Source organism: Dinoroseobacter sp. S124A, assembly GCF_049801015.1.
Lineage (GTDB): Bacteria > Pseudomonadota > Alphaproteobacteria > Rhodobacterales > Rhodobacteraceae > Dinoroseobacter.
In genome coordinates, this window is the sequence record NZ_JBNAGD010000014.1 from 12028 (window position 1) to 36609 (window position 24582).

Genomic DNA, 24582 nt, shown 5'->3' on the forward strand with positions numbered 1-24582 from the left:
GATTCGAGGGACGGATGCGCGGGGAGGGCTTATTTTCAATGGCGGCGCTGAGTGAAGATCCACCATTAGCGCGGGAAATCCGCCCGAAAAACAGGCGATAATTGAAGGCGGCGGGCTTTCAGCTAAGAAACTGTGGTTTCTTTTTACGCCGATCCCGGGATCGGATGGTACCGTGGTTTCATATCCAACTCGGGAGAATACAGATGAAACGTAGAACACTCCTTGCCGTCACGGCGGCGTCGATCGCCGCCCTCGCGACCCCGACACTCGCCGAAACAAGCTGGCCCGAACGGCCGGTTCGGATCCTCGTGTCCTTCCCGCCCGGTGGATCGAGCGATCTGGTGGCCCGGCTTCTGTCCGAGAAACTGTCCGACGCGCTGGGACAGCAATTCGTTGTCGAGAACAAACCCGGCGCCGCCGGAACGGTTGCGGCGACTGCGCTGCAGACGGCGGAGCCCGACGGGCACACCTTCATGTTGTCGAACCTCACGCCGTTCAATGTGGCACCAATCCGCTTTCCCGACACGCCCTATGATCCCATCGCGGATTTTGATCACATCACCTATATCGGCACGGTCAATCTCGCGCTGTTCGTGTCGCCCGAGCTGAACATCGACACGCTCGAGGCGATGATCGATGCCGCGCAGGCCGAGCCGGAAAAATATGAATACGGCAGCTCGGGCGTTGGGTCCTGGGGCCATGTCATGGCTGAGCACTTCCAGAATGTGACTGACACAGAGCTCTTCCATGTCCCTTACAAAGGGTCAGGCCCGATGCGGCTCGATTTCCGGAGCGGCGTCGTGCCGGCCATTTTCGACGCCGTGCCGCAGAACTTGCCCTCGGTTCAGGAAGGAACCGCCGTGGCGCTCGCCGTCAGTGCAACGGAGCGTTTGTCCTCGCTGCCAGACGTCCCGACATTTAGCGAGTTGGGCTATGACGTCGTCGCCGAGAACTGGCTCGGTGTCAGTGCACCGGCCGGTGTGCCGGACGAGATCAAGGCGAAACTCGATGCCGCGCTCGTAGAAGCCATGGCCTCCGAAGATGTGGTTGCGCAATTCGACAGCTGGGGTCTGGTGCGCGCACCGAAGGAGAGCGCGGAGTTCTCGGATTACGTAGCCAGCCAGCTTGAGCAATGGACGCCGCTTGTGCAATCGGCGCTCAAATAACCCATGAAGATCGCTGTCTTTTTCGTCGGAGAGGTCGAGGACGCTGGCTTCAATGCCAGCGCTCTGGCCGGAGCTCAGGCGGCGTCTGCCGAGGGCCTTGCAGATATCAGCATCGTCTCTGGCGTCAGCTATGACCAGCCCGAGATCCGAAACAGGATGGCGGCCATTCTGCCAGACCATGACGGGCTGGTCTTCATCGGGGGGCAGGGCAATCTGGCGACGCCGGAACTGGCCAGGGCCTATCCCGACAAGCGGTTTGCCATCGTTCAAGGCAACCAGACCGGGCCGAACCTGGCATCCTATGACGTGCGGCAGGAAGACTCGGCCTTTCTCGCGGGCTGCCTCGCCGCGCGCCTGACGCAAAGCGGCACCGTCGCCCATCTGTCCGGGCACCGCGTGCCGCCCGGGCTGAAGGGACGCGCCGCCTTTGCGGCCGGTGTGGCGCATGCCGATCCGTCCGTGGGCGTGCTGACCGGGTTCTGTGGCACTCAGGACGATGGTGACGTGACCTATCGATGGGCCTCGGCACAGATCGCTGCGGGGGCCGACATCCTGTTTACAATGCTGAACGGCGCGCGCGGCGGTGCGATCCGCGCATGCCGCGAAAACGGCACCCGGCAAATCGGAAACGCCTTGGATTGGGTCGCGCGCGACCCGGCTGTGTTCGTTGCGTCAGCCATCGCGAGGATAGATACCGGGGTGCGTCATGCCATTCGGGACATGGTGGACGGCCAGGTTCCGGACCATGTGGTCGAGTTCGGTTTGGCAGAGGGGGATTTCATAAGCCTGTCCCTCGGTCGCGAGGTTCCGCAGGCGGTCTCTGACGAAATCGAGGATTTCGCCGAGGGCATTCGCACGGGCCGGATCGTCGTACCGAAAGAGTATACTGGCGACGAGTTCAATCCGGATGAGGTACCATGCGACGCGACACAGTGATGTCTTTGATCGGACCGCTCATCATGCTGGCGGCGGGCCTGACATTTACCATAGGGGCCGTGGCCACGCTTGATCTCGGCTCCTTCCGGCGCATGGGGCCCGGAGCATTCCCGATGCTTGTGGGCGGCATTCTGGTGGCCCTCGCCATCATCAGCATCTTTCAGGACCTGCGCGCACCGGTCGAGACAGAGCGCGCCGATCCTATCGCCGTTCTGGGCGTGTTCGCCGGGGTAGGGGCCTTTGCGTTTCTGACCCCGCTCTTCGGGGTGCTGCCCGCCACCGCGATCGCCGTCTTCGCCACGGGATCAGCCATTCCGGGCTTTCGCTGGCTGCCGCGGCTGGCGCTGGCGCTGGGAGTGGCGGTCGGGGTCTGGCTGATCTTTGTGCAGGGGCTTGGGATGCCCTTCGTCGCGGTTCGGTGGCCCTGATATGGACCTTCTGGCAAATATCGCGCTTGGGCTCGAAACGGCTGCCACGCCGACAAACCTTTTTTACTGCTTTGTCGGTGTCTTGCTCGGAACCTTTATCGGGGTCCTGCCCGGCGTCGGGCCCTTGGCCGCCGTTGCCATGCTGCTGCCCGTTTCCTTCTACCTGGAGCCGTCGACGGCCTTGGTGATGCTGGCGGGCGTCTACTATGGGGCGGAGTATGGCGGGTCCATCGCCTCGATCCTGTTGAATATTCCCGGAACGCCGTCTTCCTCGGTCACGTGCATCGACGGCTATCCGATGGCACGTCAGGGGCGCGCGGGCCTCGCGCTTTTCGCGACATCCGTGGCGTCCTTCTTCGGGGCGATCGTGGGTGTCATCGTCATCGTGCTGCTTGCCCCCAGGTTGGCAGAATTTGCCCTTTTGTTCCAACCCGCCGAGTATTTTTCGGTCATGGTGCTTGGCCTGATCGCGGCCTCCATCGTCAGCTCCACAGGTGCGCTCCGGGGTCTGATGATGGTGTGCCTGGGCGTCCTTCTGGGGACAATCGGCGTTGACGTGAATTCCGGCGAAACCCGGTTCACGGGCGGCATCCCCGAGTTGCGAGACGGCGTCTCGCTGGTCGTGGTTGCCATGGGGCTTTTTGGCGTGTCCGAAGTGATGGTCTCGCTGCGTGGCGCAACCCAAAGCTATGCCGGCGCGAAACTCTCATGGCGGGGGTTCTTCCCGACGCGCGCCGAATGGCTGCGCAGTGTCTTTCCCGCCTTGCGCGGCTCGGCGACCGGGTCGTTCTTTGGCACCCTCCCGGGGACGGGGCAAACCGTGGCAAGTTTCGTCGGCTATGCCCTGGAAAAGCGGATCAACAAGAACAAGGCAGAGTTCGGAAACGGCGCGATCGAAGGCGTGGTCGTGCCAGAGGCCGCCAACAACGCCGCCGCGCAGACCGCGTTCATCCCGACGCTGACACTGGGTATCCCCGGGTCTACCACGATGGCGTTGATGATTGGCGCCCTGATGATCCATGGCATCACCCCGGGGCCGCGTCTGATCTCGGACCATCCGGATCTGTTTTGGGGGCTGATTGTGAGTTTCCTGTTTGGAAACCTGTTCCTGCTGATCCTGAACATCCCCCTGATCGGCCTTTGGGTCCGGCTTTTGCGCGTGCCCCATTACTACCTTTATCCGACGGTCATCATGATGATCTGCGTCGGTGTCTACGGCATCTCGAACTCGCTGACGGATGTCTGGGCGACACTCGCATTTGGCGTGATCGGCTACGTCCTGCGGCTTTTCAGGTTCGAACCCGCTCCGATGCTGATCGGGTTCGTTCTCGGACCAATGATGGAAGAGTTCTTTCGGCGCGCGATGCTGTTGTCCCGCGGGGACCCGATGGTCTTCCTCGAACGGCCTGGCAGCGCGGTGCTCCTGGCTATTGGCGCCTTGCTGCTCTTGTTCTCAACGATTTCGCCAAGACGTCTGTTTGGGGCGGTCTTTCGAAGAAGGTCGTAATCCGCTGTTCCAATTGGACGCTTGCGCAGTTGCAATCAGTCCAAGGAACGAGCCTTCAAAACATCTCCCGTAGGCGTGCCGTATAGTAATCGATGGCGTCCTGCATGATTTTTTCGGCGTCATCCGGGTCGCGGGCTGACATCGCGGCGATGGTGGAATCCATTTCGGACAGCAGCGCGTTTGCGAGTTCAGAATGTGAATCCGGATCGTGCAAACCTTGCCAGACCCGAACGGAAACGTTGAATAATTGTTCGGTAAGCTCGGCCAGTATCCGGTTACCGCAAGCCTCTCCGAGCACGCCACGAAAGCGACGGGTCACGCTGTTGAGTTCGGACTGCGAGCCTGACGCGACGAGACCTGCACATTCTTCGCGCAGCTCTTTCATGTCGGCAATCTGCTGGGCCGTGACGCGTTTCGCCGCCTCCCGGCCTAGCTGTCCGTCAAGCACGTAGCGAACCTTGTACGCTTCCTTGACTAGAGCGATCTCAATCGGCGCAACCAGTGCGCCCGCGCGAGGGATAATCGTCACAAGACGCTCCCACTCCAACCGGGCAAGACTTTCGCGCACCGGTGTCCTGCTGACGCCGAACTCCTCTGCGAGATCCTTTTCCTTCAGGATCGCGCCTGTGCTGTAACTCCCGTTCAGGATTTTTTCGCGCAACTTGTTGTGTATAGTGTCTGACACGGGAACAGCCTCTCTGAGAGCCCCCAGCATATCAGTGATGTGCTGGGGGTCGCAAGATATACTGACCTCACCACAGGTCTTTTGCGGGGCCCACGTCGAACGGGGCGCCGAAGCGCACGGAGTTTATCAGAGGCAGACCGAAAGGCTCTGCACGAAGCTCGAACACATCCCCGTCTTCAATCTTTTGCCCCTCTTCGGTGCTCATCACCGCGTTGCCAAAGTAGAGGACAAAAACATCCCCTTCGCTAAGGCCGTCGCGATATTTGAACGTGTGCGCCTCGATATTGGCAAAGCTGTGCAACATGTTGTCTTCGCCGGTGCCGAAATGTGCATCCCAGATCACGTCCTCGCCGCGTCTCAGGGCGATATGTGCCCGAAGATCCGACGGCGGAGCGCCGATCAGCACCTCGGGACCAAGGGACACCTGCCGACGCTTTGACTGAGCCAGATGGTAGACATTGCGAAAATACATCTCTTCGTCCGAAAACTCGTTCCCCAATGAGAAGCCGATCCGGTATGGTTTCAGGTCTGCACCAACGACATAAAGTCCTGCGATTTCGGCCTCTTCACCCGGGCCAACACCATAGAAGGGATGTTCAACAGCACCGCCGGGGCGCACCAGAATGCTCCCGTTGCCCTTGTAAAACCATTCCGGCTGCGCGCCGATTTCACCCTCGGCAGGTCGCCCGCCTTCGTCCCCGAGCCGCAAGATCTTGTAGTAATCCGGCCATTTTTCCGGGTCCGGTCCGTGGTCGGGTTGCGCCTCGTACCACGAGCGATGCGACAAGCCTGAACCCGCGACCAAAACATGGGCGGGGTCCGGGTGGTCGATAGGAACGCGAATACGGCCCTGTGCCAGGGCGTCTTCGAGCGACACCGTATCGCTTGTCATCCTTTCGGCGATAAGGTCCGGCAAGCTGCGACCGGCATTGATTGCGTCCAAAGCCAGATCGCGCAGATTTGTGGTACCCGACAGAACCCTTGCCGCGTCCTCGCCCCGCCGAGCGGTGACGACGCGCGATCCGTCTGCCAGATCGACCTGAGAGAGCCTGTACGTCATTGGGGCGCGTCCTTGTCCAATATGCTGATTGCTTCCATTTCGATTGATTGTCCGGGCAGGCTCAGCGCGTCCAAGGGCAGCCCGACAGAGGCTGGCCCCGGTTTGGTAAAACGGTCGCTGCGCAGTTGCAGGTTATCGTTGAACCCCTGAACGGTGTTCAGGACATAGTAGGAATTGGTCTTGTGAACGTCCCGAAGGCTGGTGCCGCAAGCGTCCAAGGAAGCTTCCATCGCGTCGAGCGTGCCGCGAGTCTGCGCGATATGATCGCCAGGGGCCGCGACCGTGCCGTCCGCTGCCAAGGCTGCCAATCCACCGGCGAAAACCATATCCTCACAGACCAGAGTTTGACGCCATAGCAGTGGCCCGGGCGTCGTGCGTCCCTCCGGATGTCGCTGCATGGGAAACCGGGTGCCATCGTCGCCGCGCATGGCCCAGGCACACAGGTTAATCGCGCAACCGTCAGGGAACACTCTCGGCAAGGGAATCGCCGTCAGTGCGGGACCCCCACCTGGTATCCGCTCTGCCAACAGGCGCAGGCAGCTCTGCCAGGTGTCGTCTGACAAGGTGACATCGTAGTGGAGGTTCAACCGCACCACATCTGCAAGGTCGGCCCCGAGTGCGTCCAGCGTCGCCGCAAGGTGGTCCAGCAGAACGGCAAGCTGCGCTGGTGCGTCGCCCGCATGCAGAACGGCGCCATCAGTGCTGCGCGCAGATTGCAGCCCAGTGTAGACCATGCTGCCGACACGCAGGCCGTGCGCCAAGGGGCGTTCGGGCGCGTAAAGCGTATCTTGTGTGACCGCCTTGCGGGGCAGTCGGTGGCCGTCTTGCGCCTTCATGGCATAGGTGCAGATTTCGACCAGCAGTTCCGGCAGGACCAAACGGTCGAACGGCACCATGTCGATGACGGCACCATCAAGCCCGGGCATCAGCTCTAGCACCCGCGCGCGATAAACATCTTCGTCGACCTCGCCGGTGTTTACATAGGACACACGCAGATGAACGATGTCCGCAGGGCGAGCTCCAAACTCGGCCAGCAATGGACCGATATGGCCACATGCGACCACAGTCTGAGTGTCCAGATCGTCGGGATGATCAAGGTCAAGCTGCGGGTTCAAGACGATCATGTCATTGGTGTGCATTGCCATCGTCCAAGGATGGTCAACGTCGAGTTCGAAGTTTTTTGGATTGTAATTGCGCCTTGGCAAGACTGCGCCCTCCCTGCTCTGCGCCTCAGCGCGTTTCGTTGCTCAATTGACTGTCGAGATAGGCGAGTGCGCCAGAGACGTGCATCTCTACACCGATGGCCAACGCGTCTTCGTCGATGTCGAATTTCGGGTGGTGATGGGGCCAGTCGGTGCCCTTGTCGGGATTGCCAACGCCAATGAAATAGAAGGTTCCCGGCACGTGCATGGCGAATTCCCCAAAGTCCTCGCCGATCATCGTGACGTAGGGAACAAGCTGACGGTCGGTGCCTGCAATCACCGTGGCAGCGGCCTCGCGCATGGTGGCTGTCAGGAGGGGGTCGTTCACGGTGGGCGGGTCAAAGGCTGTCCATTCGATCTCGACGTCGACGCGATGCGCTGCGCAGACGTTGCGCACGATCCGCTCAAACCGTTCCAAGACCGTTTCGCCCTTGTCTGCCCGCGATTCGAACAGGCAACGGACGGTGCCTGTCAGTTCGGCTTGCTCCGGAATGATGTTTGCAGCGCTTCCGGAATGGATCGAACCGAAGACGATGGCGCAGGCCCGGTGCGGGCTGATCTCGCGCGCAAGAAGCAGCTGCGCCTGCTGAACGACTGCGGCTGCCGCTGAAATCGGATCGACCGCATCGTCCGGGATCGCCGTATGACCCCCACGCCCCTTCAACGTCAGTTTAAAGACGTTTGCTTCCGCCATCACCGCGCCATCCTGCGCGGATAGAGAGCCAGTCGGCAGGTCTGTCATCAGATGCGTGCCGATGACCGCGTCTACCGTGGGATTGTGCAGGACACCCGCCTCGACCATGTTCGCCGCGAACCCGAGTTCTTCGTTCGGCTGAAACACGAATTTTATGTCGCCCTTCAGGTCATCACGCTGTTCCGCCAATACCTTCGCCGCGACCATCATCATCGCGGTATGTCCGTCATGACCGCAGGCATGCATCTTGCCGTGAACCTTGCTGGCATGCTCCAGCCCGGTGTCCTCAACGATTGGCAGCGCGTCGATGTCGGCGCGCATCATCAACGTCTTGCCCGGCTGGCCGCCACGCAAAAGACCGATCACGCCTGTCTCCCCCATGCGCGAGACTTCCAGCCCGAGGTCTTTGAGATAGTCCTCGATGATGCCTGACGTGCGGTGTTCCTCCAGACCAAGTTCAGGGTGCTGATGAAAGTCGCGTCGAAGCGCGATCAACTCCGGCTCCAGTTCGCTCACACGGCTTCTGAGATCGCGGGGCATGGTGTTCTTCCTCTGGTAAATTAGGCGGGGAGGGCCGCGATGCCGGCAGCAATGCGATCAATCGCATCCTTCAGTTGATCGTCGGGAACGGCGAAGGAGATCCGGATGTACCCCTCTCCGGCAGGGCCGAAGATCGGGCCAGGAATGGTGATGACCCGTTGGCTCTGCAGCAAATGTTCCGCGAGATCCCAAGACGACAAGCCGGTCGCCTTGATGTTCGGGAAGGCGTAAAAGGTGGCTTCGGGCCGTACGCAGGACAGCCGGGGGATCGCATTCAACCCCGTGTCAACAATGTCTCGGCGGCGGGCGTAGGCGGCCATCATGTCGGCGACGCAGTCTTGCGACCCCGTGATTGCCGCCAGCGCCGCACGTTGGGAAACCGCCGTTACCCCGGAGACGAGATGCTCCATGAGTTTTTCCATCTCATCGACAATCCGCTCGGGCCCGACGACATACCCGACCCGCCAGCCGGTCATGGCGTAAGTCTTGGATAGGGTGAACGCAGTCATGGTTCGTTCGAACATGCCCGGAAGCGACGCAATGGAGACATGCGCGCGATCATCGAAGCATAGATCCTCATAAGGCTCATCCGAGAACACCAGCAAATCGTGATCCGTCGCGATGGCCGCGATGGCCTCCAATGTCTCGCGATCAAACACCGCCCCAGTTGGGTTTGAGGGTGAATTGACAACGATCATCACGGTTCGCTCGGTAATAGCGGCGCGCAGGTCGTCGGGGTTCAATCGGAAGCCGTTTTCTTCGTATAGCGGCACGGATACAGGCGTCCCGCCGAATAACCTGATCTGACTGAAGTAGTCATATCCGGGATCCATCACGATGACCTCGGCTCCCGGCTCGACGTGATTGAGCATCGTATTGAACACGACCTGCATTGCACCGACCGTGACCATGACGTGCTTGGCCGGATCGACATTCAACGCATTCTGCCGCTTCAGCTTTTCGGCAATGGCCGCACGGAGGTCGGCGAAACCCCGCGCCGGTGGATACCGCGTGTAGCCCGCATCCAATGCGTCTTTGGCGGCCTGGATAATATGTGAAGGCGTATCAAAGTCCGGCTGACCTATCCCGAGATTGATCACGTCATCCATTCCGTCGGCCATCGCGTGCATCTTTCGGATGCCTGACCATTCGACGCCCCTCAGGCGATCACTCAATCCAAAATCACGCGGCATGAGAGCCCTCCAATCCAGCTGCTCTGCGGAGATCAGCACAAAATTTCAGCTTCGTCTATTTATAATATACAAACATGATCCCAAAAGTTGTTGACAGAATATCAGAGCTGGGTAACGTCCAGACATCGACAAAGTGGGCACTTCTGTCACCCAGCTCTCGACGTGGGGGCGACAGTGGAACGCGGCATCTGACACCGACGGCCCTCAACCAAAGGGGAGTTTTTCAATGAAATTGCATCGGATCATGATCAGCGCTGTTGCTGCCTGTGGCCTCGCTTTGCCCGCCACCGCTGATCTTCTCGAAACTGCGAAAGGCGACGGGCTCAAGGTCGCCTTTTTTAATTTCCAGCCGTTTTCCTACAACGCAGATGGCGGCGAGTTGACCGGTACGGATGTCGACACTCTCAAAGCCGTGCTCGAGGACATGGGCGGCTCTATCGACACGGCGCAGGCAACGGAGTGGGGTGCTCTCATTCCCGGCTTGAAAGCAGGCCGGTTCGACGTTGTTGCCGCCGGTATGTTTGTCACACCTGAACGTTGCGCAGTGGTGTCCTTTTCGGAGCCGATCTTCGGTATCCCACAGACACTGGTGGTTCCGGCGGACAACCCGAATGGCATCGCAACCTATGACGATATCGCCGAAAAAGGTCTGAAGGTTGCCGCGCTCAGCGGCTCGGCACAGGTTGGATATGCGCGCGACAGCGGCATTGCCGATGCGAACATCATGCAAATCCCCGATAACCCCACCGCGATCGCGGCGGTGCGGGCGGGTCGCGCTGATGCATATGCACTTGACGCACCGGGCGCGCGCGCACTGGTCGCGGGCGTGCCCGAACAGGACTTCATCATTGTCGAGCCCTTTGGTGACATCGCGGGCAAACCCGCCATGGCCCATGGGGCCTTTGCATTCCGCCCCGAGGACCAGGCCTTTGTCGATGCTTTCAATGTTGCCTTGAAGGAACGGATCGAGAGCGGTGCGCATGTCGCCACGCTTGAAGCCCACGGCATGGAAGCAACTGAAATGCCCAAACTCACAACTGCGGAACTCTGCAGCGAGTGATCCGTTCTGCTGCGGCCCATCAGCTTGTTGGCCGCAGCATTCCCGCCAACCGCTGGGGCAGCGAATGCCCCACCATACAGGTAGCACATCCTGTGCAAAACGCATGGTTTCGGACCGAGTGCAGTCACATGGGTGACGCGCGAAAGGCAGAACGATGACATCGACCTCGATCAGAATGGCCGCCATCGTGGTGTTACTCGCCTTCGTCGCGGGTATGGTTTTCGCCACGTTTTCAGAACTGCGCGTATTCCTTCCCGCGCTGTTGCAAGGCGCGGTGGTCACCATACAGGTGGCCGTCCTTTCCCTGGTTGTGTTCTTTGTGGCGTCCGTGCTGGCGGGCGCGGGCAGGGCGCATTCTTTCCGGCCCCTTCGATGGTTCTGCGCGATCTACGTCGAGGTCTTTCGTGGCACCTCCCTGCTGGTGCAATTGTTCTGGCTGTTTTTCGTTTTGCCGGAATTTGGCATCACGCTGTCACCGATGCTGGCGGGCGTGCTGGCCATCGGTTTGAACTATGGTGCCTATGGTGCCGAGGTGGTGCGCGGTGCCCTGCGGTCCGTTCCAAAGGGCCAGAAAGAAGCCGCGCTTGCACTCAACCTGCCGCCATGGAAACGCTTTGTCCGCGTCATCTTCCCCCAAGCTGCACTCATCATGCTGCCTGGCATGGGCAACCTGACGATCGAGTTGATCAAGTCGACAGCGCTGGTGTCGGCGGTCACGCTGGTCGACATCACGTATGCCTCGGTTTTGCAGAACAACATCCACTACCGCACCGTTGAAATCTTCACGATCACGATGCTGCTCTACTACATTCTCAGCCAGATCGTTCGATTCAGTTTCGGTGCGCTTGAGGTTCGGGCTGCGCGATATCGGGGGAGGACGATCTGATGGACTGGTCATGGGAATTCACATTCGACCGCGTTCTGCCGGCCTTGCTGCAAGCCCTGCCGGTGACGATCCAGGCGACCGTTTTTTCTTTCCTGCTTGCGGTCGCGCTCGGGCTTCCTTTGATGCTTCTTCGCAAGAGCCCCATCAGGATCGTCGCGCTTGTCGTTGGCGAAATCATCGAGTTCATTCGCGGCACGCCGCTTCTGGTGCAGATATTCTTTCTGTTTTTCGTGCTGCCTGAATTCGGTTTGACATTGCCGCCACTGACGACCGGTATTCTCGCCATCGGCATATACTACAGTGCGCTCTGCTCGGAGGTGTTTCGCGCTGGTTTTGATGCCGTGCCACGTGGACAATGGGAAGCGGCGCGGGCCCTGAACCTGAGCCCGGTCAGGACCCTTACCGGGATCATTATTCCGCAGTCCTTACCCCCTATTGTGCCTGCGCTCGGCAACTTCCTCATTGCGATTTTCAAGGAAACACCCCTGCTTTCCTTCGTGGCCGTGGCCGAGATCATGCAGGTGGCCAAAGGCATCGGCATCGAAACCTACCGCTTTACCGAAGCGATCACCGTGGCCGGGATCCTGTTCCTCATTCTGAGCCTTATCGCCGCCGCACTCGTCGGCATGGTCGAGCGTTATGTCAACAGAAAGGTCTATCACTGATGGCCCCCAAGATCACCTTCGACAATGTCACCAAGCGCTATGGAACCCTGACCGTTCTGGATGGGCTCAACCTCGAAATCGAGGAAGGCGAGGTTGTTTCGATCATTGGACCGTCCGGGTCAGGCAAGACCACGGTGCTGCGCGTTCTCATGACTTTGGAGGAAATCCAGGAAGGCGTTATCTCGCTGGACGGTGAACCTTTCACGCATGTCCGAAAGGGCGATGGATTTATTCCGGCAAAACCATCGCACATCCGCAAGATGCGCTCGAAAATCGGGATGGTCTTTCAGAACTTCAATCTCTTCCCGCATATGACGACGCTTCAGAATTGCATCGAGGCGCCGGTCCAGTCGCTTGGACTTAAAAAGGACGAAGCGGTGGAGCGGGCGCGCGAGCTGCTTGGCATGGTCGGTATGAGCGACAAGGAAGACCACTACCCCTCGCAGCTGTCAGGTGGCCAGCAACAGCGCGTGGCAATCGCTCGTGCCTTGGCCATGCGCCCGGAAATCCTGCTCTTTGATGAACCCACCTCTGCGCTTGATCCCGAAATGGTCGGTGAAGTGCTGTCCGTGATCCGGTCGCTCGCGTCCGAGCACAGCTACACCATGCTTTTGGTCACGCACCAGATGGGCTTTGCGAAAGAGGTATCAGACCGGATCCTGTTTTTTGAAAGCGGGAAATTTGTCGAGCAGGGCAAGCCGGACGAGTTCTTTGCCAACCCGGAACACCCGCGCACCAAAGAGTTTCTCGCCAAGGTCCTGGAGGCGGGGTGATGGCGCTCACGGGTGCGCACTTCATCGCCGGTAAAAGCAGCAAGACGGGTGCCGGGAACTTTCAATCCAAGACTTTGTCGGGCCGGTCGTTGTCTGTTTCTGAAGGCGGCAGCGACGAAGTCGACCTTGCGTTGAACGCCGCCGAGGATGCTTTTATCGCGTTTGCAGCGACCGATGGTGCGACGCGCGCAACGCTGCTGCGCAGGATAGCCGACAAGATCGAAGCGCGTGCAGATGACATTGCCGAAATCGGAACCGAAGAAACTGGCCTGCCAGAAGCAAGGCTGCGTGGCGAAACGGGCCGGACCACGGGCCAACTCCGCATGTTCGCTGATTTCGTGGAAGCCGGTCGAGAGTTGGAGGTCCGCCACGACCCGGCGCTGCCGGACAGGGAGCCTTTGCCGCGCCCCGACTTGCGACTGAAGATGCGCCCCGTAGGCCCAGTTGCCGTGTTCGGCGCGTCGAACTTTCCGCTCGCCTTCTCCGTCGCAGGTGGCGATACGGCGTCGGCCTTGGCGGCAGGGTGTCCGGTTGTCGTGAAAGGCCATCCCGCGCATCCGGGAACCGGGGAAGTGGTCGCAAGCGCAATTTCCGAGAGCGTGTCGGACTGCGCATTGCCTCCGGGCATCTTCTCCATGATCCAAGGCACGTCGCATGCTCTGGGTCATGCCCTTGTCACGCACCCGCTGACTGCGGCGGTGGGCTTTACCGGCTCTCTGGCGGCAGGACGGGCGCTTTTCGATCTGTGTGCTGCGCGTCCGGTACCCATTCCATTCTTCGGTGAACTGGGCTCAATCAACCCGGTGTTCATACTGCCCGGAGCCCTCGCCAAACGCGGCGAAGACATCGCGCGCGATTGGGTCGCATCGCTGACCATGGGGGTCGGGCAGTTTTGCACAAACCCGGGCCTCGTCATCGTGCCGAAAGGCGCGGACGGGGATCGGTTCCTCGAACGCGCAACATCGCTTCTCAAACACACTGAACCGCAAACCATGCTGACCGACAGCATCGCGTCGACCTACCGCGATGGGCTGGCCACGGTGCAAAACCAGCCCGGCGTTCAACTGCACTCGCACGGGACGTCGACGGATCGCATGGTCCTTCCCGGGCTCGCTGAAACGACGAGTGACGTGTTCATCGAGACGTCACAGTTGCATCATGAAGTGTTTGGCCCCTTCGGCCTTGTGGTCCGTGTTCAGGACGACAGTGAGCTTATGCGCGTTGCCCGCCATATTGAGGGTCAGTTAACCTGCACCTTGCAAATGGACGCCAGCGACAAGGCTCTGGTCGAAGCACTTCTTCCGGTTCTGGAGCGCAAGGCAGGACGAATTCTGGCGAATGGATTTCCAACTGGTGTGGATGTTGCTGAGGCCATGGTGCACGGCGGGCCATATCCTGCGTCGACCAATTTCGGACACAGCAGCGTTGGCACCATCGCAATCAGGCGATGGTTACGGCCTGTTTGCTACCAGGGGTTTCAAGACCTGACAGACTGAGACTTTGAGAACGATCAAACCCCGGCTCTCGTCGAGAAGACGCAGAATGTCCTCAGCGGCAATCATCATGAACTGTCGGGTGTCTGCAGTTCATGTCTCTGTTCCGAGCATATGCGACGCCTTTGCACGACGCAGCATCTGGAAGCTATGGGCGCAACGCCGACCTCAGAGGCCGCGCCGCAATTCTGTGATAAGGTCCCTCGTCAACATCGGGTTGATGCAATGGAGGGCACGGCGGATCGCATTGGAGGCGAGTGCCTGCGGCACGCATTCGATGCGGCGAACAAAAGGAACCCGGATCTTCAAGACGACCGGCAACTTACGGGCGGTTCCAGCTTCTGCTTGGGCACATCAAGATCGACAGCACAGTCCGATACATGGGCGTGGATCCCGAAGGCGCGCAGGCAAACACCGAGGCCATTGAACTCCAAAAACCTCGCGCCGTGGTCGCTGGTGGCCCATTCCGGACCCTTGATCCTTTTTCAAGATTCTGCGTTTGCAGTTGCTTGAGCGACATTCGGCATTCTTCTGAGCCGAGGGCACCGGCGGTCCGAAACGCGGGAGACCTTGGTCAGAAGCGCCCGATGTTGGTCCGGCGCTTCCCCTGTCTGGCGGCGACGACTCGGCCTGGACGGCAAGGAGGTCCTTGATCGAGTTCAGAAAGCGCCGCATCCTTTAAAAGATGCGGGGTGATGGTCCGTCATCCATGCCAGTTTTTGAGGGTTTTTTGCCATGTGTATGAAATGCTGCGAAGCGGTTCTGACTGAAGCCGGGTGGATCAACCCGTGCCTGTGCGGTGCACCAGAGACGCAAGCCGCGATGGACAGAATTGAAGCTGACATTACACGGCGTCAACTGATTGGTGGCATGTCCGCCGTCGTTGGCATGTTCGCGGGGTTCGGGCTTGCACCTACCGAGGTACGGGCGCAATCACCCGGTCGCCCGACACTCCTTACAAACCTTCGGTTCTTTGATGGCCAGACCTTGTCGGTACAAACCGGCCGGGACATTCTTGTCGATGGCGGCCGCATCGCCGCGATCCTCCCCGCGGGAACGGGTCCGGGTGACGCGGACATCATCGACTGCGGTGCCCGTACGGTCACACCGGGTCTGATCGATTGCCACTGGCATGCAACGCTCGCAAGCGTGAGCCAGACCGCCGCCCTGACGCAGGACATCGCCTTGATCCATCTTATTTCCGGGCAGGAAGCAGGGGCGACGCTGCGGCGCGGTTTCACGACGGTCCGCGATACGGGCGGGCCGGTCTTCGGTCTAAAAACGGCCATTGATCGCGGCGTGCTGCCGGGACCCCGGGTCTTTCCGTCTGGCGCAATGATTTCGCAGACATCGGGACACGGCGATTTTCGCTTTCTCAACACGCTGCCGCGCATGCCGGGGGATCCGGCGGATCACACGGAGCGCACCGGAGTTGCGGCGATCGCAGACGGGCGCGACGAGGTGCTGCGCCGCACCCGTGAGCAGCTCATGAAAGGCGCGAGCCAGATCAAGATCATGGCGGGTGGAGGCGTGTCCTCGCTTTATGATCCTTTGGATACCGCCCAGTTTCTGGAGGAAGAAATGGACGCCGCCGTGCGGGCAGCCGCCGACTGGGGCACGTATGTCTGCGCGCATGTCTACACCCCGGAAGGTATCCAGCGGTCTCTGCGCGCCGGGGTGAAGTCTATTGAGCATGGGCAACTGGCCGATACCGAGACCATCAAGATGATGCGGGAGGAAGGCGCGTGGTGGTCGATCCAGCCCTTCCTTGCCGACGAGGATGCAAACCCGAAATCCGACCCGATCCAGCAAGCCAAGCAAAAGCAAGTGGCCGAGGGGACGATCCGCGCCTTCGAAGAAGGTCGCGCGGAAGGGGTGAACATGGCGTTCGGGACGGACATTTTGTTGAATCCCGGAGGATCGCAAAGCCAAGGGCGGCAATTGACCAAGCTTGCGCGTTTCATGGCGCCGCTTGAGGCATTGCGCATGGCAACGGGCGCAGCCGGAGAGTTGCTTGCCCTGTCGGGACCTCGTGATCCGTATCAGGGCCGCCTTGGCGTTCTCGAGGAGGGCGCGCATGCCGATCTGCTCGTATGGGACGGAGACCCCGAAACCAGCATTGATTTCATCCAGGACCCAGAGACGAACCTGCGGCTCGGGATGAAGGCCGGCCGCGTATTCAAGGAGACACTCTGATGGCTCACGTGACTTCTCGGTCCAAGGCAATCGCATCCACTCTCGCGGGGGCGCTCCTGCTGTCGCTGCCCTTCGGTGTCGCAGCACAGGAGGGCAGATCGTTCGTTGGGGCCCATGGCGCCATGACACCGGGCTCTTACATGCGGGTGGATGGTGATTTGACCGAACAGCTTGATCTTTGGCCAGATCAGAGTTTCCATTTCATCTCGGACGGGCAAGCTCATGCAGGTCGTTGGCACGCCGACCCGGGCCAGGGTGCCGTCGTTCTCGACCTCGGGACGAGCAGCCTTGCCTTTGACGTCCGGAATGCTCAGCGCCTGCGCCCTGTCGCGGCACAAGAAGACGCATCGCAGGACTTCGAGTTGTCGGACTCCTTCTCTCCGGCAACACTGAATTTGCCGATCTCGGGCATGCTCACCTATTTCGCCGATGCGGCGACGATCGTGCACTGCGCCACGGGGAAGCTTTATCCGGTCGCGCAGGACGAAGACTACCTGACGCTGGAGCGCGCGTATCTGGCAGATCGTCCGGGCCCTGCAGAACCATTATTCGTGACCATGGACGCGGTGATCGAGATGCGCGCGCAAATGGAAGGCCCCGAACGACTGACGGTTGTGCCGATGGCGTTCACAGGGGCATTCCCCGGAGAGGATTGCAGCCTCGGAAACAGGTCTCTGGATTTGCAGGACGCGGTATGGAGAATGACCGCACTCGGCGACACCGAGCTCGATCCCTCGATCGGGTCTCGCGAGCCGTTCATGTCGTTCAGTCCAAGTGAGGATATGTTTCTTGCGTCTGTCGGGTGCAACACGATCCGTGGCGGCGTTTCGGAGGCCGGGTTGAACCTGTCCTTCGCGCAGCCGATGTCGAGCACGATGATGGCGTGCCCAGATCCGCTCGCCGCTTTGGAAGCGCAGCTGGGAGGCATTCTGTCCAGCGTAACGCGCTACGAGATCGGTGGTCGCACCCTCAGACTCATGGATGCTGAAGGCAACCGCGTCGCCCGATTTCGCGCGGCGTATTTGCCTTTCTTTCGATAAGAGCAATCCGCTCGCGTCAACGCTCTCCGGAGGGGAGCCTTGACCGCCATGATCGCGCCTTTGCGCGCGCGGAAAATCGCGCCTCGTCCGGATCGCAGGGCCACGCAAGCAATCAGAATCGCGTATCGAGTTCCGAAGTACCAACATGAGCTGCTGCACGTCAGCAGATATTGCGAGCGACGGCATCACGGGACGCCATAGGCTCTTCCCTGCCTTAGGATCGTTCCCAGCACGTTCGCGGATCAAGTGCATGTAGCCAACGAGGACGGCCCAAAGCGAACGTTGGCGCCAAACCCGTCTAACGGCAGCTCCCGGCCCGAAGCGGACATTGAACGCTAAAGTTTTAGCACCCAAGCTAAGGAAAAAGTTTCCAATAGCTCACGTTGCAGCGCACTGGGTAGAGTGAATGTAGACCTTTTGATCTCTTCGATGCAAGTTCATCGGAGTAGTCGCAGATTTTGCTGCGCAAATAGGTTAAGCCAGAGGAGTCAGTATGAGTGAAATCAGGCTCAAAAATGCTGACAAAGATGTTTTTTGTCGACTGAGTTCGACAGGTCGAATTTCGAATGCTCTGCGCCAAGCAATGACGCAGCAGTACAACCGATGCAATTCTTGTGGCGAAGTTGCTGAGGCTGGACGACCAATGTTTGCTGGTTACGAAAATGCAAATGAACCGCTTGTAGTTTGTGCGAAATGCTCTGTAAGGCTGAAGGAACTCGCAACCCCAGTCTATTGGACAGATACATATGATCTTTCTGTTGATGAGAACCAACGGCTCTGGCGATACATGGATTTCTCCAAGTTCGCGGCCATGATGCAGCAAGGTGGGCTTCACTTCACACGCGCGTCTGACTTCGATGATCGGTTTGAAGCTGCTGCGAGAATGGCGTCCAAAGAAGCATCCTGGGATAATCACTATTTAGAGTTCTTCAAGGAAGTGGTGAAAACAACACCGCCGGGCTACCCATCTGCAAATAAGACAGAAAATGAAGTAGTAGAGGAGGCAGAGCGCCTCCTAGGGGATATTAAGTCGGCATATGCAAGAGCGAGGGATTTGCTCGTAAGTTGCTGGCATATGAACCACGTTGAGTCAGAAGCTTTATGGAGAATTTATTGCACTCCAGGCGCTCCTGGAGTGGCGATTCAAACCGATGTAGCCAAGTTGTGGAGTGCGCTGGAGAATGAGGTGGGCGCAAATGTCGGAAGAGTTCAATACATCGATTTTAAAAAGGGATTTGCCTCAGGAGATCAACGGATTTATTGCAAGCGTTCGTCACTTGCACATGAGTGTGAGGTTAGAGCCGTTTTGCCCAATGATAGGGAAGGTCCACTTGGATATCGTCTTGTCCATAGCGACCTAAACGAGCTTGTTGAAAGTGTCGTTGTTTCACCGTTTGCTCCGCCGTGGTTTCTGCAGGTTGTAAAAGAGACAGTATCCCGGTTTGGCTATGAGTTTCACGTCAAAGAGTCGGAGATTGCAGAAGTTCCATTCTATTAGTTGGCGCTTAGTCTGTACGCGGTATCCTGTTAATCGTTTGGTTAAGTTAGGTTCAAAGTCTTTATGGAACGAGACTTTAAAAAGTCCGTTTCCAACGCATAGCTGCCTTTGCTGCGGAGCGCAGCGAAGGTCCGCTTCCCGCCCTCCAAGCCAAGCGCCCTTTACTCAGAGGGAGAGAACTGCTGCGATCGACGGAGGCTCCACGCGTCTTGCCTTCTCTGATCCGTCGCGTGCAACGCCCGGGTCGCAGTCTGACCAGGACTGCGCAGCGGTGTTGTTCAGAGGACCGCGTCGGTTCAATGCGGATAGGCGCTTCGGGGCAGGTCTCAGGGGTTCGGGACAGGGCGGCCTCCGGGGACGGGCGCGACGCGTAGGGCGCTTATGCGCGGGCGGATCGCCTGTCCGGGTCCATGCCGGGATTGCAACCGGGGCTATCACAGGCAAGGTGGGGGTCCCGGGGGATCTGTGCGGCAGGGGCGGCGCGTCCAGGGGATGAGGTGACAGATGCAGATTACGAAACTCGACCATGTCAATCTCCGCACGCGCCAGTTGGACGTGATGGTCGCCTGGTATCGCGATATGCTGGGCTTCACCGAGGCCGCGCGCCCGGATTTCGCCTTTCCCGGCGCGTGGCTTGCGGCTGGTGAGACGGTCATGGTGTATCTGATCGCCGTGGAGGATCCGGAGCTCGTGGGCTCCGAGGTCCCGCTCAAGCTGGAGCATTTCGCCTTTCGTGCCACAGGCGTCGCGGCGTTCGAGGCCCGGCTGACCGCCGCCGGAGAGCCGTTCCGCCGGATCGATCTGGCCGCGACCCGCACGGCGGCGTTCAATGTCTGGGATCCGGACGGAAACCATATCCACGTGGATTTTGACCTCGACGGCTGAGGCCCCCCGGGGTCGGCCCGCTGCGCCCGACCCCGCCCCGGAGGGATCGCGTCAGGCGATCAGCGTTTTGATCGCCTGCATCACCGCCTTGCGGTGTTCGGGATTGTCCGCGGCCCGGTGGGGGGCGGCAAAGGCCCCGGCATCATTGTCGAAATACCGCCCGGACATGCCGGCAAAGCGCGCGCCGAGGCTGGCCTCGATCAGGATATCAGCCCCGATGGACAGGTCACTGCCTGCGACGCCGAACCCCTCCATGACCATCTTGGAGGCCAGCAGCGATCCCGGATTGACCGCCACGACCAGCGGACCGCCGGGCAGGGTCTCGGCCAGCGCGCGGGTCCAGATGGTGAGGGCCAGCTTGCTCTGGGCATAGGCGGCCATGTCATCGAGCCGCGTCTCGCCCATCATCGCCGCGATCTCCACCGGGGCCTGGGCCGCCGAGGACAGGTTCACGATCCGCCCGGTCTGCGGAATGATCGGCAGCAGCCGCCGGGTCAGCAGATAGGGCGCCAGCGTGTTGACCACGAAACGCAGGTCGAGCCCCTCGGCCGTGCGCGTCTCGGGCGCCTTCAGCACGCCCGCATTGTTGATCACCACATCCAGCGTGCCGTGATCGGCCCGGATCGCCTCGGCCAGTGCTGCGGTCTGCGCCAGATCCGACAGATCGGCGGCATAGGTCGCCACCCGCCCGCCGATCTCGCGCGCCGCGGTCTCGAGCTTGGCGGTGCTGCGCCCGTGCAGCAGAACATGATGCCCCGCGGCGGCGAGCTTCTCGGCGGTCAGCCGCCCGATCCCGTCGGTGGCACCAGTGATGAGGATGGTCTTGGTCATGGCAGGGGTCCTTTCCCGGCTCCGGCGGCCCGGCGGGTCCGCCCGTGAACTGTCAAACAGGCGCGGTCAGTCCGCGTAGCGCACCAGCGTCCGGCTTTCGAGGCTCTGGCGCAGGGTGGTGACGCTCGCATCCTCGATCAGGTCGACCGCGCTATGGGGGACCGAGGGGCGGCCGCGATTGTCATGGATGTTGAACACCGCCACCTCGTCCGAGGTCATCTTCGAGCGATAGAGCCATTCATGGCCCGCGCTGCCGACAATCCCCATGATCTGACCCTTGCGATCCGGATAGATCAGATCGAGCAGCAGCCAGTCCTCGCGCGGCACGCTGGCCGGGCGCAGAAAGCCCAGAGGCGCGGAGTTGACCGGGGCCCCCACGGGCCGCCAGATATTGAGGAAGGCGTAATGCCCCGCCCGCCAGTCCGCCGCCCGATCCGGGCCGAGCAGATCGACCAGACGCTGCGCCGCGCCCTCGGGGCTGTAATCGCTGTGCACATTGCGGGCGGGTTTGCGCGCAGAGCTCGGGTCATCCACCCGCAACGTGTGGTCAAAGACGATCACCTCCCGTGCGCCGACCGTCTCCTGCAAGAGGTCGGTGAGCTCGGCGTCATAGGTCGCCTGCCACCCGGTCCCATCGCGGAAATCGGTCACCGCCGAGGGCCGGGTGACAAAGCTCAGCCCGTCCTCGGCAAACCCGACCGTCGCCTCACCCGCGCGCAGATCGCGCAGGGCAATCGCGGTCCGGGCAATCTCGGGCCAGATCATCTCGCCGGCGACACCGCCTGCATCGATATGGAACGCCTGCCGGTGCGGCTTGTGAACGTGGTAATTGACATATCCCATGCGCGGCATCGCGGTCTCCTTTTCGGCGGGGCTCAGACCCCTGAGGCGTGGCCCGCGCGGCCCCCGCGCGACGGATCCTGATCCGCGCCGGGGGCGGGCAGGGCCGCTTGTCTTGTCATTTACACTTCCAAATCGCGAATAAAATGGGCGAAACTCGGGTTATGAATTCGCGAAACGGATATAATCATGGACACTGACAGCCTGCGCCTCTTCGTGCTGGCCGCCGAGAAGCTCAATATCAGCGCCGCGGGCCGCGCGCTCGGGATGGTGCCCGCCGTGGCCAGTGCCCGGCTCGCCAAGCTCGAGAAATCCATGGGGGCGGACCTGCTGCACCGCTCGACCCGCAAGGTCTCGATCTCGCTGGAGGGCTCCGAATTCCTTCCCTTCGCCCGCGAGATCATCGCCCAGGAGGACGCCGCCCGCGCGGCGCTGGGGCAAAAGAGCCTCGATATCACCGGCACGATCCGCTTCACCGCGCCCAGCAGTTTCGCGCAGCGCTATGTGGCGCCGGTCCTGCCCGCCTTCACCCAGCGCCACCCGAAAGTGACCCTCGATCTCCGGCTGTCCGACGCGCGCTATGATCTGATCGATGGCAGTTTCGATCTGGCGATCCGCAATTTCGCGATGGAGGATACCAGCCTCAAGGGCCGCAAGCTGGCCGAGGATACGCGGATCCTCTGCGCCGCCCCGGCCTATCTGGACGCCCATGGCGTTCCGGACAGCCCCGAGGCGCTGGCCGGGCACAAGCTTGTGGCCTTCAAGGACCAGACCGCCCGCGCGTTGGCCGGGCCCGACGGGCAGCGGGGGCAGTTCGACCCCCAGACCGGCCATTGCCAGATCATCACCGATGACGGCATGACCCAGAAGATGGCGACGCTGGCGGGGGCGGGGATCTCGATGAATTCCCTGTGGAATGTCAGTGACGAGCTCGCTGACGGGCGGCTCGTCCGGGTCCTGCCGACCTTCGAGGTCGATGACGCGGCGGCGCTCTGGCTGGTCTATCCCAAGACGAATGTCCTGTCGCCGAAAGTGCGCGCCTTCATGGATTTCCTGATTGCGCAGATCGGCTCCTGCGCTGTGCTCGGCTGGCGCGACGCCTAGAAACGGCGCGTTGCCTTTGCGCGCGGCCCCGGGCAGGGATCCCCGCCCGGGCCGTGCGCGCCCTGTGTGCGGATCCGCCGGGTCAGAAGGGCGCAAACCCGTCCGATGGCGCGGTCGCGGCGGTCCAGCGCTGCTCCGGCGGGATCTCGGGCCGGGGGGCTTGCGGGTGCGGCACCTGCCCCTGCGCCCCATAGAGCCAGAGCACGAAATTCGACCGCGACCCCTCGGTGATCGGCTCCGAGGCATGGGGCACGCTGCCATGGTGGATCAGCGCGGTGCCCGGCTCGAAGGTCAGCTTTTCCACCCGGCGCGACGCCGGATCGATGAAGCTGACGGCAGAGCCCGAGAAGCTTTCGCCCGGCAGGTTCAGGTTGATGTTCAGCGTCACCGACGAGGCATCCGTATGGGGCCGCAGGGAGGTGTCCGTATCCGCCTGCCACTGGATCGAAAAGCCGAAAGTCTGGCTGTCATACCCCATCACATCCGGGAAGAGCATCCGCGAGATCGGGCGCGTGTAACGGTTCATCAGCCCGCCATAGAAGGCTTGGAACCCGGGCGCGCCGAGATGGCCCTCAGAGCGCGGGTCGAGCATGGCGCCCGCCCGGTTGAGCGAGATGCCATAGGGCGGCCGCAGGGGGATCTCCGCCCGCGCGGCCTTGTCCAGATAGGCGCGCAGGACGGGCAGGGTCTCGGGATCGAGGAACTGCGCCTTGTAGACGCCGGGAAAGACCTCGGTCCAGAGCGTCCGCACCTCCGTTTCCCGCGCGGGTGTGTGCCAGGCGGCGTTCACGGCCCGCCGCAGCGCGGGGGCATAGAGGCTGTCATCCAGGGGCAGATCCCCGGGCGCCGCGGTCGCGTCCCATTCCGCCCAGGCCGCTTCGAACAGCGCGTCGTTGCGGGTCCAGAAGTCCTGCACGGACGGCGCGCGCTGCAGCATCTCCTCCCGGCTGGGGCGGGCAACCCTGCGGGCCCGGTCCAGAACTGATTGTGTCATGAGGCTCTCCGTGATCAGTCATATGTCGTCTGATCTGCAGCTATTGCACCCGTAGAGCGGTATAAATGGGGGTGAAGGGATTTCAGAATTCGTGAAACCCGTATAAAAGCGCCCTCGGCCAAGGACAGCACCCGATCCGACCCGCACGCGGTCCCGCGAAAGACGGCATCCAAACCTTTCTGACCCAAGGCCAGACCCGCCCTGCCCGCAGCTCCAGCCGCCTCTAAGTTACCATAAGACCGATTACCCGCGACTCTCTTGCCCCGCTCCCGCCCGGCACCGCGTCCCCAAACGCGCCACCCCAAAGCGGTGCGCGTGGCGCAGGTGCGCGGCCTAGGTGGCGTCCGGCAGTTTGCGCGGCTGGCCATGCTCATCCAGGGCGACGAAGACGAAATCCGCATCGGTCACCTTCTGCGCCTCCTTGCCAAAGCGTGGCCGCGCCCAGACATCCACATGGATCCGCATCGAGGTGCGCCCCACCTTCTTCAGCGTCGCATAGAGCGTCACCTCATCCCCGACCTTCACCGGCTGCAGAAACTGCATCGCTTCCACCGCGACCGTCGCCCCCCTGCCCTGCGAGACGCGCCCGGCCATGTTCCCGGCGGCCAGATCCATCTGCGACATCAGCCAGCCGCCGAACACATCCCCCGCCGGGTTGGTATCCGCGGGCATGGCCACGGTGCGGATCACGAGCACGCCCTCATCCTGCTGGCGTCCGTGCAAACTGCGCTTGCGCGCGCGATCGAGGGCTGTGTCTTCGGTCATGGCGGTGCTGGGCTCCTGTCGCTGCGCTTGGCCTGCAGCCTAGCAAACCCGCAGCCCTTCGCGATAGTTTCTAGGCACGGGCCACGACACCGACCCTCGGCACGGGCCGCTTGTGGCCATGCCCGGACCCACCGCAAGATC

The 24582-nt window shown here is 61.2% G+C and carries 23 protein-coding genes and 1 pseudogene; 15 read left to right on the forward strand and 9 right to left on the reverse strand.

Annotation, left to right across the window (positions count from 1 at the left end; all coding sequences use genetic code 11):
• The first annotated feature begins 203 nt into the window (after window positions 1-203).
• From ACP15I_RS21450 to ACP15I_RS21465, 4 genes are read left to right on the forward strand one after another with little or no spacing between them, the layout of a single operon-like run.
• A complete protein-coding gene (locus ACP15I_RS21450; protein WP_424976617.1) occupies window positions 204-1166 on the forward strand; it encodes a Bug family tripartite tricarboxylate transporter substrate binding protein in 963 nt (320 codons plus the stop codon).
• A 3-nt stretch (window positions 1167-1169) separates the two neighbouring features.
• Window positions 1170-2102 carry a BMP family ABC transporter substrate-binding protein gene (locus ACP15I_RS21455; protein WP_424976618.1) on the forward strand — a complete coding sequence of 311 codons (933 nt, stop codon included), beginning with the start codon at window positions 1170-1172 and terminating at the stop codon, window positions 2100-2102.
• Window positions 2084-2530, forward strand: coding sequence for a tripartite tricarboxylate transporter TctB family protein (locus ACP15I_RS21460; protein WP_424968789.1), 447 nt, complete (start codon window positions 2084-2086; stop codon window positions 2528-2530). The genes ACP15I_RS21455 and ACP15I_RS21460 overlap by 19 nt, the downstream gene beginning before the upstream one ends.
• Before the next feature lies 1 nt (window position 2531).
• Window positions 2532-4037 carry a tripartite tricarboxylate transporter permease gene (locus ACP15I_RS21465; RefSeq protein WP_424976619.1) on the forward strand — a complete coding sequence of 502 codons (1506 nt, stop codon included), beginning with the start codon at window positions 2532-2534 and terminating at the stop codon, window positions 4035-4037.
• Window positions 4038-4092: 55 nt separating this feature from the next.
• Here the strand turns inward: ACP15I_RS21465 and ACP15I_RS21470 are convergent, their stop codons facing one another.
• The 5 genes from ACP15I_RS21470 to ACP15I_RS21490 form a co-directional block, all read right to left on the reverse strand.
• Window positions 4093-4722, reverse strand: coding sequence for a GntR family transcriptional regulator (locus tag ACP15I_RS21470; RefSeq protein WP_424968791.1), 630 nt, complete (start codon window positions 4720-4722; stop codon window positions 4093-4095).
• Window positions 4723-4789: 67 nt separating this feature from the next.
• A complete protein-coding gene (gene araD1 / locus ACP15I_RS21475; RefSeq protein ID WP_424976620.1) occupies window positions 4790-5782 on the reverse strand; it encodes an AraD1 family protein in 993 nt (330 codons plus the stop codon).
• Window positions 5779-6921, reverse strand: coding sequence for a RidA family protein (locus tag ACP15I_RS21480; RefSeq protein WP_424976621.1), 1143 nt, complete (start codon window positions 6919-6921; stop codon window positions 5779-5781). The genes araD1 and ACP15I_RS21480 overlap by 4 nt, the downstream gene beginning before the upstream one ends.
• A 91-nt stretch (window positions 6922-7012) precedes the next feature.
• Window positions 7013-8218: a M20 metallopeptidase family protein gene (locus ACP15I_RS21485; RefSeq protein ID WP_424968795.1), complete on the reverse strand. Its 1206-nt coding sequence runs from the start codon at window positions 8216-8218 to the stop codon at window positions 7013-7015.
• 20 nt (window positions 8219-8238) lie between these two features.
• Window positions 8239-9411 (reverse strand): pyridoxal phosphate-dependent aminotransferase, encoded by a 1173-nt coding sequence (locus ACP15I_RS21490; protein WP_424968797.1) that lies wholly within the window; start codon window positions 9409-9411, stop codon window positions 8239-8241.
• 226 nt (window positions 9412-9637) lie between these two features.
• On the opposite strand from ACP15I_RS21490, the gene ehuB reads away from it, so the two are divergent.
• The 10 genes and pseudogenes from ehuB (at window position 9638) to ACP15I_RS21540 (ending at window position 19907) form a co-directional block, all read left to right on the forward strand.
• Window positions 9638-10471 carry an ectoine/hydroxyectoine ABC transporter substrate-binding protein EhuB gene (ehuB, locus tag ACP15I_RS21495; RefSeq protein ID WP_424976622.1) on the forward strand — a complete coding sequence of 278 codons (834 nt, stop codon included), beginning with the start codon at window positions 9638-9640 and terminating at the stop codon, window positions 10469-10471.
• A gap of 175 nt (window positions 10472-10646) precedes the next feature.
• Window positions 10647-11357, forward strand: a complete 711-nt coding sequence (gene ehuC, locus ACP15I_RS21500; RefSeq protein ID WP_424976623.1) for an ectoine/hydroxyectoine ABC transporter permease subunit EhuC — start codon at window positions 10647-10649, stop codon at window positions 11355-11357.
• Entirely contained in the window at window positions 11357-12022 is a 666-nt protein-coding gene (ehuD, locus tag ACP15I_RS21505) for an ectoine/hydroxyectoine ABC transporter permease subunit EhuD (protein WP_424968800.1), read from the forward strand. Before ehuC ends, ehuD begins: the two co-directional genes overlap by 1 nt.
• Complete coding sequence (ehuA, locus tag ACP15I_RS21510; RefSeq protein WP_424976624.1) at window positions 12022-12795, forward strand: ectoine/hydroxyectoine ABC transporter ATP-binding protein EhuA; 774 nt, start codon at window positions 12022-12024, stop codon at window positions 12793-12795. Before ehuD ends, ehuA begins: the two co-directional genes overlap by 1 nt.
• On the forward strand, window positions 12795-14291 hold the full coding sequence (locus tag ACP15I_RS21515; RefSeq protein ID WP_424976625.1) for an aldehyde dehydrogenase (NADP(+)): 1497 nt from the start codon (window positions 12795-12797) through the stop codon (window positions 14289-14291). The genes ehuA and ACP15I_RS21515 overlap by 1 nt, the downstream gene beginning before the upstream one ends.
• Before the next feature lie 238 nt (window positions 14292-14529).
• Window positions 14530-14719 (forward strand): annotated as a pseudogene (locus ACP15I_RS21520) (integrase); the annotation flags it as partial.
• Window positions 14720-15029: 310 nt separating this feature from the next.
• Window positions 15030-16484: an amidohydrolase family protein gene (locus tag ACP15I_RS21525; protein WP_424976626.1), complete on the forward strand. Its 1455-nt coding sequence runs from the start codon at window positions 15030-15032 to the stop codon at window positions 16482-16484.
• The gene (locus ACP15I_RS21530; protein ID WP_424976627.1) at window positions 16484-17524 is read left to right on the forward strand and encodes an META domain-containing protein; all 1041 of its coding nucleotides are present in this window, start codon (window positions 16484-16486) and stop codon (window positions 17522-17524) included. Before ACP15I_RS21525 ends, ACP15I_RS21530 begins: the two co-directional genes overlap by 1 nt.
• A gap of 493 nt (window positions 17525-18017) precedes the next feature.
• The gene (locus ACP15I_RS21535; protein WP_424976628.1) at window positions 18018-19022 is read left to right on the forward strand and encodes a hypothetical protein; all 1005 of its coding nucleotides are present in this window, start codon (window positions 18018-18020) and stop codon (window positions 19020-19022) included.
• Window positions 19023-19526: 504 nt separating this feature from the next.
• The gene (locus ACP15I_RS21540; protein ID WP_424976629.1) at window positions 19527-19907 is read left to right on the forward strand and encodes a VOC family protein; all 381 of its coding nucleotides are present in this window, start codon (window positions 19527-19529) and stop codon (window positions 19905-19907) included.
• A gap of 51 nt (window positions 19908-19958) precedes the next feature.
• Here ACP15I_RS21540 and ACP15I_RS21545 read toward each other — a convergent pair whose 3' ends face one another.
• Complete coding sequence (locus tag ACP15I_RS21545) at window positions 19959-20738, reverse strand: SDR family NAD(P)-dependent oxidoreductase (RefSeq protein ID WP_424976630.1); 780 nt, start codon at window positions 20736-20738, stop codon at window positions 19959-19961.
• A gap of 66 nt (window positions 20739-20804) precedes the next feature.
• The gene (locus ACP15I_RS21550) at window positions 20805-21590 is read right to left on the reverse strand and encodes a CmcJ/NvfI family oxidoreductase (RefSeq protein WP_424976631.1); all 786 of its coding nucleotides are present in this window, start codon (window positions 21588-21590) and stop codon (window positions 20805-20807) included.
• A 177-nt stretch (window positions 21591-21767) separates the two neighbouring features.
• Here ACP15I_RS21550 and ACP15I_RS21555 point away from each other — a divergent pair, with 177 nt between their 5' ends.
• Complete coding sequence (locus ACP15I_RS21555; RefSeq protein ID WP_424968756.1) at window positions 21768-22682, forward strand: LysR substrate-binding domain-containing protein; 915 nt, start codon at window positions 21768-21770, stop codon at window positions 22680-22682.
• A gap of 82 nt (window positions 22683-22764) precedes the next feature.
• Here the strand turns inward: ACP15I_RS21555 and ACP15I_RS21560 are convergent, their stop codons facing one another.
• Both ACP15I_RS21560 and ACP15I_RS21565 read right to left on the reverse strand, forming a co-directional pair.
• On the reverse strand, window positions 22765-23676 hold the full coding sequence (locus ACP15I_RS21560) for a 2OG-Fe(II) oxygenase (protein ID WP_424976632.1): 912 nt from the start codon (window positions 23674-23676) through the stop codon (window positions 22765-22767).
• 333 nt (window positions 23677-24009) lie between these two features.
• Window positions 24010-24441 (reverse strand): acyl-CoA thioesterase, encoded by a 432-nt coding sequence (locus ACP15I_RS21565; RefSeq protein ID WP_424968758.1) that lies wholly within the window; start codon window positions 24439-24441, stop codon window positions 24010-24012.
• Window positions 24442-24582 lie beyond the last annotated feature (141 nt).

Coding starts and splice junctions, on each gene's coding strand:
- ACP15I_RS21550 (WP_424976631.1), bottom strand. CDS start 21,590: ATGCCGCGCATGGGATATGTCAATTACCACGTTCACAAGCCGCACCGG.
- ehuC (WP_424976623.1), top strand. CDS start 10,647: ATGGCCGCCATCGTGGTGTTACTCGCCTTCGTCGCGGGTATGGTTTTC.
- ACP15I_RS21540 (WP_424976629.1), top strand. CDS start 19,527: ATGCAGATTACGAAACTCGACCATGTCAATCTCCGCACGCGCCAGTTG.
- ehuB (WP_424976622.1), top strand. CDS start 9,638: ATGAAATTGCATCGGATCATGATCAGCGCTGTTGCTGCCTGTGGCCTC.
- ACP15I_RS21560 (WP_424976632.1), bottom strand. CDS start 23,676: ATGACACAATCAGTTCTGGACCGGGCCCGCAGGGTTGCCCGCCCCAGC.
- ACP15I_RS21530 (WP_424976627.1), top strand. CDS start 16,484: ATGGCTCACGTGACTTCTCGGTCCAAGGCAATCGCATCCACTCTCGCG.
- ACP15I_RS21545 (WP_424976630.1), bottom strand. CDS start 20,738: ATGACCAAGACCATCCTCATCACTGGTGCCACCGACGGGATCGGGCGG.
- ACP15I_RS21490 (WP_424968797.1), bottom strand. CDS start 9,411: ATGCCGCGTGATTTTGGATTGAGTGATCGCCTGAGGGGCGTCGAATGG.
- ehuD (WP_424968800.1), top strand. CDS start 11,357: ATGGACTGGTCATGGGAATTCACATTCGACCGCGTTCTGCCGGCCTTG.
- ACP15I_RS21565 (WP_424968758.1), bottom strand. CDS start 24,441: ATGACCGAAGACACAGCCCTCGATCGCGCGCGCAAGCGCAGTTTGCAC.
- ehuA (WP_424976624.1), top strand. CDS start 12,022: ATGGCCCCCAAGATCACCTTCGACAATGTCACCAAGCGCTATGGAACC.
- ACP15I_RS21525 (WP_424976626.1), top strand. CDS start 15,030: ATGAAATGCTGCGAAGCGGTTCTGACTGAAGCCGGGTGGATCAACCCG.
- araD1 (WP_424976620.1), bottom strand. CDS start 5,782: ATGACGTACAGGCTCTCTCAGGTCGATCTGGCAGACGGATCGCGCGTC.
- ACP15I_RS21455 (WP_424976618.1), top strand. CDS start 1,170: ATGAAGATCGCTGTCTTTTTCGTCGGAGAGGTCGAGGACGCTGGCTTC.
- ACP15I_RS21485 (WP_424968795.1), bottom strand. CDS start 8,218: ATGCCCCGCGATCTCAGAAGCCGTGTGAGCGAACTGGAGCCGGAGTTG.
- ACP15I_RS21450 (WP_424976617.1), top strand. CDS start 204: ATGAAACGTAGAACACTCCTTGCCGTCACGGCGGCGTCGATCGCCGCC.
- ACP15I_RS21480 (WP_424976621.1), bottom strand. CDS start 6,921: ATGCACACCAATGACATGATCGTCTTGAACCCGCAGCTTGACCTTGAT.
- ACP15I_RS21535 (WP_424976628.1), top strand. CDS start 18,018: ATGAGTGAAATCAGGCTCAAAAATGCTGACAAAGATGTTTTTTGTCGA.
- ACP15I_RS21465 (WP_424976619.1), top strand. CDS start 2,532: ATGGACCTTCTGGCAAATATCGCGCTTGGGCTCGAAACGGCTGCCACG.
- ACP15I_RS21460 (WP_424968789.1), top strand. CDS start 2,084: ATGCGACGCGACACAGTGATGTCTTTGATCGGACCGCTCATCATGCTG.
- ACP15I_RS21515 (WP_424976625.1), top strand. CDS start 12,795: ATGGCGCTCACGGGTGCGCACTTCATCGCCGGTAAAAGCAGCAAGACG.
- ACP15I_RS21555 (WP_424968756.1), top strand. CDS start 21,768: ATGGACACTGACAGCCTGCGCCTCTTCGTGCTGGCCGCCGAGAAGCTC.